This is a genomic window from Ruegeria sp. CDSA246 (assembly GCF_059611225.1).
Genome location: NZ_JBXWPD010000002.1, coordinates 101630 through 116246, shown reverse-complemented (window position 1 = coordinate 116246; position 14617 = coordinate 101630). Strand labels below are relative to the sequence as shown.

The window sequence follows — 14617 nt, the reverse complement described above, 5'->3', positions numbered from 1 at the left end:
TCATGCCCAGCCCCCTTTGGTTTGATCCAAGCCTGTGTCTGATCGGCGGCAATTGGGTGCCGCCAGCCTCAGAACAAACATTGCCTTTGATCAATCCTTCTGACGGTTCAGAGATCTGCCAGATCGCAAGGGGTGGCGCGCATGATGTTGATGCTGCGGTCAAGGCGGCTCAGACTGCGATTGACGGGGATTGGGGACGAAAGACTGCGCTGGAGCGGGGCCGTATCCTTACGCGTATGGGAAGGATGGTTTTGGAGCGTGTCGAAGACCTGGCCACGCTAGAGGCCATGGATGTCGGCAAGCCCCTGACGCAGGCACGCGCAGATGCGGTTGCGTTGGCACGGTATTGCGAATTCTATGGTGGGGCCGCGGACAAGGTCATGGGCGAGACCATCCCGTATCTGGATGGCTACACCGTCTATACTTTACGGGAACCGCACGGCGTGACGGGGCATATCGTGCCGTGGAACTATCCGATGCAGATCATCGGGCGGTCGGTTGGGGCTGCGCTGGCGATGGGCAATGCCTGCGTTCTGAAACCTGCGGAAGAAGCTTGCCTGACCGCGCTGGCCTTTGCGCATCTGGCGCAAGAGGCCGGTTTGCCCGCCGGTGCCCTGAACGTCGTACCCGGGTTGGGGGCCGAGGCGGGGGCGAGTTTGGCGGGCCATCCGGGCGTGCACCATGTCTCGTTCACTGGGTCAGTTGCCACTGGGGCGCTGGTGCAGCAGGCAGCGGGGCAAAACGTGGTTCCTGTGACGCTGGAGCTTGGGGGGAAATCACCTCAACTGGTGTTTGACGATGCTGACCTGGATGCTGCCCTGCCGTTTTTGGTCAATGCGGGGGTTCAGAATGCCGGACAAACCTGCTCTGCCTCGTCACGTATTTTGGTACAGCGCGGGGTTTATGATCAGGTCAAGCAACGCATGGCAGCGGCTTATGCATATTTGACCGTTGGTCCCGCGCAGGATGATCTGCGCGTTGGCCCGCTAATATCGGGCCGTCAAAAAGAGATCGTGTCGGGCTTTCTGGCCAGGGGCGCAGACCTGACTGTCGCAGGGCAAGGTCGGATTGTAGACGGTGCCCCGTCTGAGGGGGCCTATGTTGTGCCGACGCTGTTTGCGGACGTTCCGCCCGATCACGGTCTGGCCAAGGATGAGATTTTCGGCCCGGTTCAGGTGCTGATCCCATTCGACACTGAGGAAGACGCGGTAAAGATCGCCAACAGCACCGAATACGGGTTGGTTGCGAGCATCTGGACCCGCGACGGGGCACGACAGATGCGGCTGGCAAAGCAACTTCGCTCCGGTCAGGTGTTCATCAACAACTACGGTGCGGGTGGTGGCGTAGAGCTGCCCTTTGGTGGTGTCGGAAAATCCGGACACGGCCGCGAGAAAGGGTTCGAGGCCCTTTATGGCTTTTCACAGTTGAAAACGGTCGCGGCGTGCCATGGTTAGAGCCTAAACGATCACCTCGATTGCCTCTTGCGCGCCTACGCCGAACACTCGTTTGTAGCGTTCGATCTGATCCTTCGGTCCCATCGCCTTTTCCGGGTTGTCCGACAGTTTCACGGTCGGCTGGCTATTGGCGGACACAGCCTTGCAGACCAGTGAGAACGGCGCCAACGCGTCGTTTGGCACGAGTCCGCGGAAGTCGTTGGTCAGCAAAGTGCCCCACCCGAACGAGACTTTGGTTCTGTGGGCGAATTGAGTGTGCAGTTCCCGAATTTTGTCGACATCCAGACCATCCGAGAAAATCACACGCTTTTCCAGGGGGTCTTCTCCTCGAGACTGCCACCACTTGATAGCGGTTTCCGCGCCTGTTGCGGGATCACCGCTGTCGATGCGAATGCCGGTCCATCCGGCCAGCCAATCGGGCGCGCGATCCAGAAAGCCCTGCGTGCCATAGGTGTCCGGCAGAATGATGCGCAGATTGCCGTCATGTTCGTCGTGCCAGTCGCTCAGCACGTCATAAGGCGCTTGCGCCAGTTCGGCATCGTCTTTGGCAAGGGCACTGTAGACCATCGGCAGTTCGTGCGCGTTGGTGCCGATGGCCTCAACTTCGCGCCGCATCGCGATCAGACAGTTAGATGTACCAGTAAAGGACGGTCCCAGACCCTCGATCATGGCCTGCACGCACCAGTCCTGCCAAAGAAAGCTGTGTCGACGCCGGGTTCCGAAGTCAGCGATCCCAAGCCCGTCAATATCCCGCAGTTGTTCGATCTTCTTCCAAACGCGGGTCATGGCCTGGGCATATAGCACTTGCAGCTCAAACCGCCGCATGTTGTTCAGCACCGCGCGCGAGCGCAGTTCCATCAGAACCGCAAGCGCCGGGATTTCCCACAGCATGACCTCGTGCCATTTGCCCTCAAAGGTCAGCTCGTACTGATCGCCCTTCCGTTCCAGGTGATAGGGCGGCAGGCGCATGTTTTCGAACCATTCCATGAAATCCGAACGGAACATCTGGCGTTTGCCATAGAATGTATTGCCCCGCAGCCACGTGCTTTCGCCCCGGCTGAGGCTAAGCGACCGGATATGATCCAATTGCTCGCGCAGTTCGCCTTCATCGATAAGTTTTGCCAATGGGGTGTGATTCGACCGGTTGATCAGGGAAAAAGCCACATCTGTTTGGGGCTTATTTCGAAACACTGACTGGCACATCAGCAGTTTGTAGAAGTCCGTGTCGATCAAAGACCGTACAATCGGGTCAATCTTCCATTTATGATTGTACACGCGTGTCGCAATATCGACCATGGGGAACTCCTGCGATTTCCGTTGTTAGATCAATCAGTGCGTGGAATGGCAAGAGTCGCTGGAATGATGACAATGACAAGGTCAGGTCACATTGCGAGCATATTGTGTGTTCTTTTCACAGTTTAGTGAAAAGAAAGGGATGGTTGAACGAGGTTAATTTGGTGAATGGTTCTCGAGTACGATTTTGACATCGTTGTTAACGAACAAGCGGATGAGGAAACCGGTTCCGAGCAATTGGACCAGTGCGCCACACGCGCGCGATTCCGTCATGTGAAAACGGCTGACGCGCTCAGATCGGCGTCACCTAAGATTCGTTTGATTTTTCAGGAAGCCGGGTTCGATCTGGATTCGACTGACAGCGACATTATGCACGGGTATTACCCTACACGGGATGTAGCCGAACGCGAGCGGATTTTGCGCGCGTTGTTCACGAATATTCGGGAACTTGGCATCAGTGGCGAATATTGCGGTGAGTTCGATTTTCATCGCTTTTTGGACAATGTCAAAACGGCCAAACCGCGCAACGATCAGCGCCCAAAAGTCGAGAATTGGACGCCGAACCCGCGCTACAAATCACCTGCAACGCCCGAGCGCCGCACATTGCCCGGACGAATTGGCGTTGCATTGGGACTGGCGGTGATCTTGTTCGCAGTGCTCAGGTATCTTGCCGAAAAAGGCGCTACGCCTTAGATCAGCGCAACACCGGCGTCACGCATCGCGGCCTTGGCGGCTGCCAATGATCCATCCATGTCGATCGCCCGACATGCGTCCATGCGCACGGTGACATCAAATCCCAAGCGGGCAGCGTCAACAGCCGAAAAATGAACACAGAAATCTGTGGCAAGCCCAACTAGGGTCAGTTTGGTGATCCCGCGTGATTTCAAGTAACCTTCTAAACCGGTCGGTGTCTTTTGGTCGTTCTCAAAAAATGCGGAATAGCTGTCGATACCGCGTCGAAAGCCCTTGCGAATGACAAGATCGGCATGGGTCTTCAGGTCCGGGTGGAATTCCGCACCTTCGGTGCCCTGCACACAGTGATCTGGCCACAAGACTTGAGGCCCGTAATGCATGTCGGTTGTTTCAAATGGGGACTTGCCGTCATGTCCGCTAGCAAAGGACGAATGCCCCTCAGGGTGCCAGTCCTGTGTCAGGATCACGGTGTCAAACTCAGCCATCATAGCGTTGATGTGGGCCACGATCTCGTCACCTCCAGGCACAGCCAGCGCACCACCGGGGCAAAAATCGTTCTGAACGTCAACTACAATCAGGGCATGGGTCATCAGGGTCTCCTCACATTGCCCTATCGGTAGGGGGCTGGGCGGGGGGCGTCAATCCGGTCCCTTGCGACTCTGGCCCAGCGGGTTTAGACCGCGCGCATGTATACGATCGCTGCTCTCTATCACTTCACCCGTTTTTCGGATCACGTGTCCCTGCGCGACCCGCTGCTGGACCTTTGTCGCGCGCAGTCAGTTAAGGGCACCTTGTTGCTGGCTGCCGAAGGGATCAACGGAACCATCGCAGGCCCGCGTGGCGGGATCGATGCCGTGCTGGCCCATATCAAGGCTTTGCCCGGTTGTGCGGATCTTGAGTGGAAAGAGGCCACATCCGATCACCCGCCCTTTGGCAAAATGAAGGTGCGTCTGAAAAAAGAGATCGTGACCATGGGCCAGCCGGACGTCGATCCGCGTGCCCGCGTCGGCAATTATGTCGAGCCTGAAGACTGGAATGATCTGATCCGCTCTGACGACGTGGTCGTGATCGACACTCGCAACGATTACGAAGTGGCGATTGGTACTTTTGAGGGCGCAATAGACCCTGAAACAGCCAGTTTTCGTGATTTCCCGGCCTGGTGGGAAGAAAACAAAGACCGCTTTCACAACAAGCGGGTTGCCATGTTCTGCACCGGCGGCATCCGTTGTGAGAAATCCACCAACTACCTGTTGGGGCAAGGGGTCGAGGATGTGTACCACCTGAAAGGCGGCATCCTGCGGTATCTCGAAGAGATGCCCGCCGAGGACAGCAGCTGGCAGGGTGAGTGCTTTGTTTTCGATAATCGCGTCTCGGTCGGACATGGGTTGGTCGAAGGACCACACAACCTGTGCCACGGCTGCCGCCGCCCGATTCTGCCCGAGGATATGAAACGCGCGGAATACGAGCACGGCGTGTCCTGCTATCGGTGCATCAATGAGACTTCGGATGCGGACAAGACGCGTTTCAGGGAACGTCAGAAACAGATCCTGTTGTCGCGTCAGCGCGGGCAAGAGCATATGGGCGCTGAATGACAGGCGAATGATTTGGGTTGCGGGTACAGGCCGGAACCCTGATGATCGCGGAAAAACCTAGGTCATCGGAGGTTTTATGCACCGCGAACCTACAACACTGGAAGAGTGGAAATCGACGCTTATCGCAGCGGTCGGACTGGTTATTGCCAGTTTTTTCGCGTGGTATGGTCTGTCGCGCCTGAGTGAGGCGGCCGCAGGCGAAACCATCGGTACTATTGTGTCGGTCTGCCTGGTGGTTTGGGTCGCATCGCAATCTTGGTACTACATGACACAGGTGAAACTGCCGCATCGACGCTTGTTTCTGATGGGTGTGTCCTTCATTCAGGTCGTGCCGTTCTTGTTCGCGGCGGCGTATGGCGCGTTCGGCTACGCCGACAATTGCGTGGTAGGTGCAGATGCTCCAGCAGATTTCCTGTATTTTTCATACGTCACCTTCACCACTGTGGGATATGGCGACATGATCCCAACAGGTTTATGTCGCGGGCTGGCCGTCGCTGAGGCTGTTACCGGCTACATCCTCTTGGGTATGTTTGTTGCTGCTACGGTTGCGCTCTATACCCGCCACCATAAACATTAGACGGCCATCATTTGTTCTGATCAATCCAGCGGGACATCATCTGTTTGTCGCGGAAACACTCGGACGGGATAGGCCTGCGCTTGCTACGGGAAATGCGTTCGGCAAAGGCAACCTGCTTACCGGTTGGATAGTCCGCAAAGGGCGATGGATCGGTTGGCTTGTGCGCCGAAATCCAGGCAGACATCGACTTGCGATCCCGTTGTGCCTCGACCGGGATTTCCAAGGCCGACTGCTGGGCAATTGCACGAGCGTATCGCATTTGCCGGTCTGTGACGGGCAACAGGTGATAGTCGTTTGATGGGCCATCCATGGCCGGGTTGCGGGCGTGGTAAGACATCGGATTGTTTCTCTGACTATGTAGAACATAAATGGAACATTAAGCTTTTTATTCAAGAGGGAGCCGATTCACATCAGCGGGAGTCCGCCGTGAATTGCTTTTATTGACTGGTCAATCAATAAAATATAAATGCGAAAGAAAGGACTTCTAAGAAGGAAATCGGCATGAAGTTTCAGCCCAAAGCGAGCCATTTCATCAACGGCGCATATGTTGAAGATACCAACGGCGCCCCTATCGACGTGATCTACCCGGCCACCGGTGAAATCATCGCCCGGCTGCACTCTGCCACGCCGGATATTGTTAATCAGGCTCTAACAAGTGCCAAAAACGCTCAGGCAGAGTGGATGGCAATGTCCGGGACCGAGCGTGGTCGCATCCTGAGACGGGCATCTGACATCATGCGTGACCGCAATCGCGCGCTTTCGATCCTCGAAACCCACGACACCGGTAAACCCTTGCAGGAAACCCTGGTGGCCGACGCCACATCGGGTGCGGATGCGTTGGAGTATTTTGGGGGGCTGGCTGCGTCATTGACGGGTGAGCATATCCCGCTGGGCGGCGGAGACTTTGTCTACACCATCCGCGAGGCGCTGGGCGTTTGCGTCGGTATCGGGGCATGGAACTACCCGACCCAGATCGCATGCTGGAAAGGAGCCCCTGCGCTGGCCTGCGGCAACACGATGGTCTTCAAACCGTCCGAGACCACGCCCCTGTCGGCGTTGCAGGTGGCCGAGATCCTGATCGAAGCGGGCGCGCCAAAGGGCGTCTATAACGTGATCCAGGGCTACGGCGATGTTGGCGCATCGCTTGTGACCGATCCGCGCGTGGCCAAGGTTTCGCTGACCGGGTCCGTTCCGACCGGTCGCAAGGTCTATGCCGCGGCCGCTGATGGTATGAAGCATGTCACCATGGAACTGGGCGGCAAGTCCCCGATGATCGTGTTCGACGACGCTGATATCGAAAACGCTGTTTCGGGTGCGATCCTGGGCAACTTCTATTCCTCGGGTCAGGTCTGTTCGAACGGCACCCGTGTCTTTGTGCAGAAAGGCGTCAAAGAGGCATTCCTCAAGCGCCTCTCAGAACGTCTGGCCACTGCGAAAATTGGTGATCCGCTGGATGAGGACGTCAACTTTGGCCCTATGGTCAGCGAAAACCAACTGAACATCGCGCTGAGCTATGTCGAAAAGGGCAAGGCCGAAGGTGCGCGCTTAGTATTTGGCGGTGAGCGGATCGACGGTGACGGCTTCTACATGCAGCCCACAGTGTTTGCGGATGTGACGGACGATATGGCCATCGCGCGCGAAGAGATCTTTGGTCCGGTCATGTCTGTGCTGGATTTCGATACCGAAGAAGAGGTGATGGCCCGCGCCAACGACACCGAGTTTGGATTGGCAGCCGGTGTCTTCACCAACGACCTGACGCGCGCGCACCGCATTGTGGCCGGGTTCGAGGCGGGCACCTGCTATATCAATACCTATAATCTGGCTCCGGTCGAGGCCCCGTTTGGTGGATCCAAAATGTCGGGTGTCGGGCGCGAAAACTCGAAACTGGCGATCAATCACTTCAGCGAGATGAAGACGGTCTATGTTTCGATGAACGACGTAGAAGCGCCTTACTAATCAAAACCGGCCATTCAAGCTCTGTTCCCGACATTTCGCGTCGGGAACAGAGCATAAGCCACATAAGACATGTGGCTGACTTCCTCCAAAGGGTGCCGTTTTTGGTTCCGTCGGTGGGAGATCAAGTTCATGAAAACGCATGCACAGGCCGTGGTCATCGGCGGAGGATTGGCTGGCTGTTCGATCCTGTACCATTTGGCAAAGCTTGGTTGGCGGGACGTTGTCCTGCTTGAACGGGATGAACTGACCAGCGGATCAACCTGGCACGCAGCGGCCAATATCCACGGGTTGCATGACAACAACAACATCACCCGCATCCAGCATTACACAATGAACCTGTATAAAGAGCTGGAGCAGGAAACCGGCCAGAGTTGCGGAGTGTTCCAGCCCGGTTCCCTCTATCTGGCGCAGACAGAAGAACGCGAGCACCAGTTGCGTTTGCAAGAGGCCAAGGCTCGATTCTATGGGCTGAATTTCCACGAGGTAAGCCGGGAGCAGGCGAAGGAACTGCACCCTCTGGCACAATTCGACGATATCCGCTGCATCATGTACGAACCTGACGGCGGAAACGTCGATCCCTCAGGCGTACCGCATGCTTATGCTGCGGGCGCGCGCGCGATGGGCGCGACGATTGAGCGGTTTTGCCCAGTATTAGGCACCGAACAACAGCCCGATGGGTCTTGGATCGTGCGCACGGAAAAGGGTGACATCCATACTCAGTGGGTGGTGAATGCCGCAGGGCTTTGGGGACGTGAAGTGGCGGCGCTGGCTGGACTGACGCTGCCGTTGCAGCCAACCGAACACCAGTATTTCGTAACCGAATCCATCGACGAAGTCGCCAATCTGGGCCGCCGCCTGCCCTCGATTGCGGATCGGGATGGCGAGTACTATTTCCGGCAGGAAGGCAACGGGCTGCTGATAGGTGCCTATGAGAAGGACATGAAGTTCTGGGCCGAAGACGGTACGCCGCTGGACTTCGCCCATGATCTGTTCCCCGACGATCTGGACCGGATTATGGAGAACGTGATCCGCGCCACCGAACGTGTGCCAGTTGCCGCCACCGCTGGGGTCAAACGGGTGATCAACGGACCGATGATCTGGTCTCCGGACTCCAGCGCCTTGTGGGGTCCGGTGCCTGAGTTGAAGAACTATTTCCTTTGCGGCGGTCTGATACCGGGCTTTTCTCAATCAGGCGGTCTGGGTCTGCTGGCGGCGCAATGGATGATCGAGGGAGAGCCTCAATACGACATGTTTGCCTGGGATCTGGCGCGGTTTGGCGACTGGGCGGACAAGAAATTTACCAAGGCCCGGGTTGAGGACCAGTATACCCACCGGTTCGCCATCCACTTCCCCAACGAGGAACGCAGCGCAGGCCGTCCGGCCCGCGTGCGCCCGGCCTATGAAATGCAAAAGGACATAGGCTGCGTCTTTGGTCTGAACTGCGGCTGGGAGCATCCGCTGTGGTTTGCCGATCAGCCCGACACGGAAGAAACGATCGGCTTTACCCGCCAGAACTGGTGGGACCCGGTGGGCCGCGAGGTAAAAATGCTGCGCGAGAGCGTCGGCGTGATCGACATCTCGAACTTCGCCAATTACGTCATCAAGGGGCCGGGCGCTTATGAGTGGCTGGACAAGCTGGTGGCCAACCGGGTGCCGACCGTGATCGGGCGGTCCTGCCTGACGCCGCTGATCTCGGTGCGCGGGGGTGTGGCCGGCGACTTTACCATCACCAAGGTGGCCGAGGACGAATACATGATGATCGGCTCGGGTATGGCCGAGCGCTATCATCAGCGTTTTTTCAACATGATCGACCTGCCCGAAGGCACCACGTTCGAGGCGGCGACGGACCGGATTGCGGGCTTCAACGTCGCAGGGCCCAAATCGCGTGACCTGCTGCAGCGGCTGACCAATGCGGATTTGACGAACGAGGCGTTCCGCTTCATGCGCTCGGCTACGATCGAGGTTGCCGGCGTCACCTGCCTTGCGATCCGTGTCAGCTTTACCGGTGATTTGGGGTGGGAGTTACACTGCGCAGAAGAGGACCAGATCAGGCTCTACTCAGCACTGCTTGTGGCTGCGAAGGAGTGCGACGGTGGTCCGGTGGGCGGCCGCGCGTTGGGGTCACTGCGGATCGAGAAGGGTTATGGCTCCTGGGGCCGCGAGTATTCTCAGGAATACTGGCCGCAGGAGGTCGGGCTGGCAGGTCTGATCAAGCTGGATAAGGACTTCCTGCACAAGGACGCCTACCTGGCCGTCAAGGATAACGCCCCGCGCGAGGTTCTGTCGATTTTTGAGGTCGAGGTGACGAATGCTGACGCGTCCGGTGGCGAACCTATTTTTACACCAGATGGCGCACCGGTCGGACGTGTGACCTCAGGGGCCTATGGCTATTCAGTCGGCAAATCCCTGGCCATCGGTTATGCAAATCCGGCAGTCGTACAGCCGGGGGATATGGTGGAAATCTTCATCCTCGGCAAACCGCATAAAGCCAGAGTTTTCGCCGAACCGCCCTTTGATCCATCGGGTCTCCGGCTGCGCGATGTCCAACCCAAGGTGATGGAGGCAGCCAAATGACCGGCACGCTTGATCGGGTCACGGATTTTGCCCTGAACCTTTCAGCGCACGAGATGCCTGACAGCGCGAAAGAGGCCGCTGCCCTGATGATGCTCGACACAATGGGCATCCTGATCGCCTCCGGCCCGATGGAGGCCGGCGTGATCGCGCGCGATACTGCCGCGCTACTCTACGCAAGCACTGATGCGGCATTCAGCGTTCCGATGATGTTTGATGGCCGCCCCGTCAGCATGGCGGGCGCTGCCTACGCAGCAGCCACACAAACCGACAATTTGGACGGGCATGACGGCTACAACCCGACTAAGGGGCATATCGGTGTCGTCGTCCTGCCTGCGTTGGTTTCACTTGGTGCGCCTTGCCCTGACTTGTCCGGCCCCGAAGCCCTGGCTGCCGTCGTCACAGGATATGAAATTGCGGGACGTGCGGGGCTGTCGCTGCACGCATCGGTCAGCGATTATCACACGTCCGGCGCGTGGAACGCACTGGGTGTGGTGGCCATGGCCGCGCGCATGCGCGGGTACACGCCAGAGCAATTTCGACAAGCGTTGGGAATAGCAGAATACCACGGACCTCGAAGTCAGATGATGCGCGAGATTGCAAATCCGACGATGCTGCATGACGGATCGGGTTGGGGCGCGATGGTTGGCATATCATCTGCGATCCTGGCTGAACGTGGTTTCAAGGGCGCCCCGGCCATCACAATCGAAGATGCTGATGTTGCGTCGTTTTGGGATGATTTGGGTCAGTTCTGGCAGGTCGAACACCAATACGTAAAACCTTATCCGATTTGTCGCTGGGCTCATGCGGCAATTGATGGCGTTCGGGCTGTGATGATGGAGAATGACCTAGCCCACGACCAGATCCGATCCATCCATATCAACAGTTTTCAAGAAGCGGCCTGCCTGTATGGCGGGATGCCTGATACCACGTCTCAGGCCCAATATTCTCTGCCTTTTGCTGTGGCGGTTCAGGCGATCCATGGCCGGATAGGGGTCGAACATATCTCGGGTGCGGGTCTGTCTGATCCGGCGGTGGCAGAGTTGGTGTCGCGTATTCACGTTCTGGAAGATGCGCGCCACAGTGCACGCTTCCCGCAGGGGCGGTGGGCCGATGTCACCTTGAAATCGACCGATGGGCTTGTGTTCGAATCCGGCGACACTCACGCGCGCGGAGGGCCGGAGGCCCCGCTCAGCAGCGGAGATGTGATCGCCAAGTACACCGAGTTTGCCGCGCCAATTGTCGGTTCAGACCGCGCGGACGCGATCCGCGCGGCCATATTGGGTTGGGTCGAGCCTACATCCAGATTGTCGGACCTGATGCCGTTGGTCTTTGATCCGTAAAAGCGGCCGATGCGGGCTGCGGGCCGACGCTCAGCGGGCACCTATTGAAAGACAAACCGTGAATGCAGGTGGCGGCGACCTGATCCGCTATTGGTCCACCTTCGCAAGCAAATCCAGAATGTGCTGGCGTGTTTTTGCGCTGTCATCCAACAAGCCCTTCGCGTCAGCTAAAGGTTTATCCTGCATTCGTGTTGGCGGAACGGACAGGAGCTGCGTTGTTTGCTGAACTGCGAGGAACTTTGTGTCGCGTTCGGGCTCGACCGTTTCCGGATGATCGGCCAACCAAAAGAACCGATCGGCTTTTTCGTCTGCACCCACAGCCCGCAAAAGCTGACCAGCTGCCACGTAATCGTCCGTCATCTGCAATGCTTGCCCTCGCAAAAGCTGGGCCGCGTCTGATGGATCGTCGGCCAGCTCCAACATCGCTTGATGTGGTCGGCGTTGCAGTAAGGCAGCGCGCGCGCGTAACCGTGCCCTTTCTGCGCGTCGGACCTTGTCCTGTGGCCGGCTGGCCAACTCCAGCGCCGCGTCCGCAAAACCAAGGGTGACCAAACGCTCGGCCATCGCCACGCTTGTATCTGTGACTAGCGCCAGTTTCTGCTCGGGTGTCAGGGTAACGACCCGTCTAAGGAATGTCGCGTCGTCGGCGCGTTCGGTCAGGATTTGGGCGACGCGGTTCAACGTTTCGATGGCATTGGCCTGTGTATCTTGGGCGCTCAGCAGATCCATCGCCATGTCGAACTCATGGCTTAAGCTTAACGCAACGATCTGTGTTTGCAGCATGCGCGGCCCGATTTCAGACCGGCGAAACTCCACGACGTAAGAGGCCGCAAGATCAAGTTCTTGCGGAGATATTGCCCCACGTTCCGACCATCGCTTGTCGACCAGTCGCGTAAGCGCAATCGGTGCCTCCAACTCTGCACTCGACGCGGCGATGATCTCGTTCAACAGAGCTTCTGACTTCGGGCCGTCGCCTTCGGCAGCCGCGACCTTGGCCTTGGCTTGGGACGTATCGGCGCTGTCCTCAGTCGCAACGCGGTCGACCGCGCGCAACACGCGCCTTGCTGGTTCAAGTTTCCCAGCATCTGTCAGAATTTCCGCCAATGTCGGCCCAACATGACGGCGCAGATGGGCGGGCAAGCGCGCAAAAGACTGTTCGATCGATTGCAAATGGGCCTCTTCCTGCAGCACTCCTTCGATCAAAAGAGCCCAAAGCGCGGCGTCGCTTTCACACCGCTGAAGACTGGTAAACGGGTTCGGATGGGACGGCTGTGCGCCATCAAGGTACCGGGCTATGGCGGCAACCCGATCTGTTTCCGGCGCATGCCGCCCAAGCAATTCAAGCGTCCGAAGAGCCTCTGCGCCGAACCCGAAATTGGCGTATAGCTGCGCCAGCTTCAGCGTTTCATCTTCGTCGAGATGATCGAATTCTTTGAACAAGGCGGCGCGCAACGAAGCCACCTGTTCCGGAAAGGGAGTTGCCCCAGACCAACGGTCAAACCCAAGCTCAGCGCTTGAGATGCAGGGTGGGCGTTGTTCAAGCTGCGGCAGGGATGGCCCTAAAAGTTCATTCAAGCCGTCCAGAACGGATGTCACATGAATATTCGCATTAAGATCTGAGGGGCTAAAGGGATCGTTCTTGGGGACCGACAGCCTTGGTCCGACTGGAGCAAGCCTCAAATCAACGACTTCCCGGTCAGAACCGCGCAGTAGCAGGGTAGAGAGCTGTTCTTCAAATCGTTTTGCGTTCAGGCTTAGCAGTGGCAATTCGAGACTCTGCAGATTTTGCGCAACCAACGGGTCTTTCTCTTTGGACGCTTTGGGCAAAACAGGCGACGGTATATCAGTGCTGATTGTGGGTGGCGCCGAGCCTGGTGCAATATCCACCACGATCATCGTGCCCTTGAACAGAAAGGCATTGGCAACACAGTCGCAGCCAAATTGCATATCAAGTGCCGCGCCCGGTTCGAACTGAGAGATCGCGGCCAAGCGGTTTTGCGTCAAACGCTGGAAAACGGCTGCTGTGTCGAAGTTTACCTTTTCCAGTTGGACACTCAGACGCGCACCATTTTTCTTGTGCGACAGCATCCATTTAGTGCCCGGTGGAACCTGTGCGACCAGTCGCGTATACCCATCATGTTCGCCCGAGCGTACCTGCACATTTTGTGCTTGAACCTGCGCTGCCGCGGCGGTTAGCGCCAAAGCAAGAAAAACTGTCCGGATCATGCCGCTGCCTGTTTGAGTTCCTTCAACGCATCTTCCAGCTCAGAAAATCCGGGTCGGTTATGTGTCGGCGTGTTCTGGCGGCCAACTTCAATGCACATGGCTGCGTTATGGTTGTGCAGGTTGGCGACCAGAACCTCTTTGATCAGCTGATAAAAATGGTTGTCCTCTTCGACCACCGCTTTCAGCTTGCCCGCGAACGGGCCAACCAGCCCATAGGCCAGAAACACGCCCAGGAATGTCCCGACCAAAGCGCCACCGATCAGTTTACCCAGCACTTCGGGTGGTTGGTCAATGGACCCCATCGTCTTGATTACGCCCAAAACGGCGGCCACGATCCCAAGTGCGGGCAAACCATCGGCGACGGTTTGCAGCGCGTGGCTGGAATGCATGGCGTGGTGAAAATTGGTCTCCATCCGTTTTTCCAGCACTTCTTCAACTTGATGTGGATCGTCGTAATTCATCGACGCGGATCGCATGGTGTCGCAGATCAGATCGACAGCTTCCTTGTCCTTTTGAATCTTCGGATAGGCCGAGAACAGGGTTGAGTTCCCAGGGTCTTCGATGTGCTGTTCCACTTCGACCGGATTGGCCTTGGCGATGCGGATCAGAGAAAACAAAAGGCACAGCAGATCGCGGTAGTCTTCGGGTTTCCATTTCGGGCCTTTAAAAACTTTACCCATGTCCTTGATCGTATCTTTGACCGCGCTCAAGTCGTTGCTGATCATGAATGCGCCAACGGCCGCGCCGCCGATCATCATCATCTCGAAAGGGAGCGATTTCATAATGATCGTCATCTTGCCCCCGGCGGCAAGATATCCGCCAAACACCATGGCGAAAATGACGACGATTCCGATGATTCCGATCATGGGCGGTCTCCTGCAATGTCAGATGCGGGGGTAAAGTACATGTGCG

12 protein-coding genes are annotated in these 14617 nt (G+C 57.4%); 7 read left to right on the top strand and 5 right to left on the bottom strand.

What is annotated here, in order from left to right; translation table 11 throughout:
* Positions 1–2: 2 nt before the first annotated feature.
* A complete protein-coding gene (locus AC2FI9_RS03400) occupies positions 3–1454 on the top strand; it encodes an aldehyde dehydrogenase family protein (RefSeq protein ID WP_496765620.1) in 1452 nt (483 codons plus the stop codon).
* A 3-nt stretch (positions 1455–1457) separates the two neighbouring features.
* On the opposite strand, the gene pncB is transcribed toward AC2FI9_RS03400, so the two are convergent.
* Positions 1458–2750 (bottom strand): nicotinate phosphoribosyltransferase, encoded by a 1293-nt coding sequence (gene pncB, locus AC2FI9_RS03395; protein ID WP_496765616.1) that lies wholly within the window; start codon positions 2748–2750, stop codon positions 1458–1460.
* A gap of 165 nt (positions 2751–2915) precedes the next feature.
* Here pncB and AC2FI9_RS03390 point away from each other — a divergent pair, with 165 nt between their 5' ends.
* The gene (locus tag AC2FI9_RS03390; protein ID WP_496765612.1) at positions 2916–3440 is read left to right on the top strand and encodes a hypothetical protein; all 525 of its coding nucleotides are present in this window, start codon (positions 2916–2918) and stop codon (positions 3438–3440) included.
* Here the strand turns inward: AC2FI9_RS03390 and pncA are convergent.
* Positions 3437–4030 (bottom strand): bifunctional nicotinamidase/pyrazinamidase, encoded by a 594-nt coding sequence (pncA, locus tag AC2FI9_RS03385; protein ID WP_496726424.1) that lies wholly within the window; start codon positions 4028–4030, stop codon positions 3437–3439. The genes AC2FI9_RS03390 and pncA overlap by 4 nt on opposite strands.
* Positions 4031–4126: 96 nt before the next feature.
* Between pncA and trhO the strand changes: the two genes are divergently transcribed.
* Both trhO and AC2FI9_RS03375 read left to right on the top strand, forming a co-directional pair.
* Positions 4127–5032, top strand: a complete 906-nt coding sequence (gene trhO, locus AC2FI9_RS03380; protein ID WP_496765609.1) for an oxygen-dependent tRNA uridine(34) hydroxylase TrhO — start codon at positions 4127–4129, stop codon at positions 5030–5032.
* Positions 5033–5108: 76 nt separating this feature from the next.
* Positions 5109–5609 (top strand): potassium channel family protein, encoded by a 501-nt coding sequence (locus tag AC2FI9_RS03375; protein ID WP_058275022.1) that lies wholly within the window; start codon positions 5109–5111, stop codon positions 5607–5609.
* Positions 5610–5616: 7 nt separating this feature from the next.
* On the opposite strand, the gene AC2FI9_RS03370 is transcribed toward AC2FI9_RS03375, so the two are convergent.
* Positions 5617–5946, bottom strand: a complete 330-nt coding sequence (locus AC2FI9_RS03370; protein WP_282170153.1) for a hypothetical protein — start codon at positions 5944–5946, stop codon at positions 5617–5619.
* A gap of 164 nt (positions 5947–6110) precedes the next feature.
* On the opposite strand from AC2FI9_RS03370, the gene betB reads away from it, so the two are divergent.
* The 3 genes from betB (at position 6111) to AC2FI9_RS03355 (ending at position 11479) form a co-directional block, all read left to right on the top strand.
* Positions 6111–7565, top strand: coding sequence for a betaine-aldehyde dehydrogenase (gene betB / locus AC2FI9_RS03365; RefSeq protein WP_496765607.1), 1455 nt, complete (start codon positions 6111–6113; stop codon positions 7563–7565).
* Between the two features lie 129 nt (positions 7566–7694).
* Entirely contained in the window at positions 7695–10139 is a 2445-nt protein-coding gene (locus tag AC2FI9_RS03360; RefSeq protein WP_496765602.1) for a GcvT family protein, read from the top strand.
* Positions 10136–11479, top strand: coding sequence for an MmgE/PrpD family protein (locus tag AC2FI9_RS03355; protein ID WP_496765600.1), 1344 nt, complete (start codon positions 10136–10138; stop codon positions 11477–11479). The genes AC2FI9_RS03360 and AC2FI9_RS03355 overlap by 4 nt, the downstream gene beginning before the upstream one ends.
* 87 nt (positions 11480–11566) lie before the next feature.
* Here the strand turns inward: AC2FI9_RS03355 and AC2FI9_RS03350 are convergent, their stop codons facing one another.
* Positions 11567–13705 (bottom strand): hypothetical protein, encoded by a 2139-nt coding sequence (locus AC2FI9_RS03350; protein WP_496765598.1) that lies wholly within the window; start codon positions 13703–13705, stop codon positions 11567–11569.
* A complete protein-coding gene (gene motA, locus AC2FI9_RS03345; RefSeq protein ID WP_496765596.1) occupies positions 13702–14571 on the bottom strand; it encodes a flagellar motor stator protein MotA in 870 nt (289 codons plus the stop codon). The genes AC2FI9_RS03350 and motA overlap by 4 nt, the downstream gene beginning before the upstream one ends.
* Positions 14572–14617 lie beyond the last annotated feature (46 nt).

Bases quoted from the DNA above. Each gene is read 5' to 3' on its own strand.
- AC2FI9_RS03400 (WP_496765620.1), top strand. From the start codon at position 3: ATGCCCAGCCCCCTTTGGTTTGATCCAAGCCTGTGTCTGATCGGCGGC.
- pncB (WP_496765616.1), bottom strand. From the start codon at position 2,750: ATGGTCGATATTGCGACACGCGTGTACAATCATAAATGGAAGATTGAC.
- AC2FI9_RS03390 (WP_496765612.1), top strand. From the start codon at position 2,916: ATGGTTCTCGAGTACGATTTTGACATCGTTGTTAACGAACAAGCGGAT.
- pncA (WP_496726424.1), bottom strand. From the start codon at position 4,030: ATGACCCATGCCCTGATTGTAGTTGACGTTCAGAACGATTTTTGCCCC.
- trhO (WP_496765609.1), top strand. From the start codon at position 4,127: ATGTATACGATCGCTGCTCTCTATCACTTCACCCGTTTTTCGGATCAC.
- AC2FI9_RS03375 (WP_058275022.1), top strand. From the start codon at position 5,109: ATGCACCGCGAACCTACAACACTGGAAGAGTGGAAATCGACGCTTATC.
- AC2FI9_RS03370 (WP_282170153.1), bottom strand. From the start codon at position 5,946: ATGTCTTACCACGCCCGCAACCCGGCCATGGATGGCCCATCAAACGAC.
- betB (WP_496765607.1), top strand. From the start codon at position 6,111: ATGAAGTTTCAGCCCAAAGCGAGCCATTTCATCAACGGCGCATATGTT.
- AC2FI9_RS03360 (WP_496765602.1), top strand. From the start codon at position 7,695: ATGAAAACGCATGCACAGGCCGTGGTCATCGGCGGAGGATTGGCTGGC.
- AC2FI9_RS03355 (WP_496765600.1), top strand. From the start codon at position 10,136: ATGACCGGCACGCTTGATCGGGTCACGGATTTTGCCCTGAACCTTTCA.
- AC2FI9_RS03350 (WP_496765598.1), bottom strand. From the start codon at position 13,705: ATGATCCGGACAGTTTTTCTTGCTTTGGCGCTAACCGCCGCGGCAGCG.
- motA (WP_496765596.1), bottom strand. From the start codon at position 14,571: ATGATCGGAATCATCGGAATCGTCGTCATTTTCGCCATGGTGTTTGGC.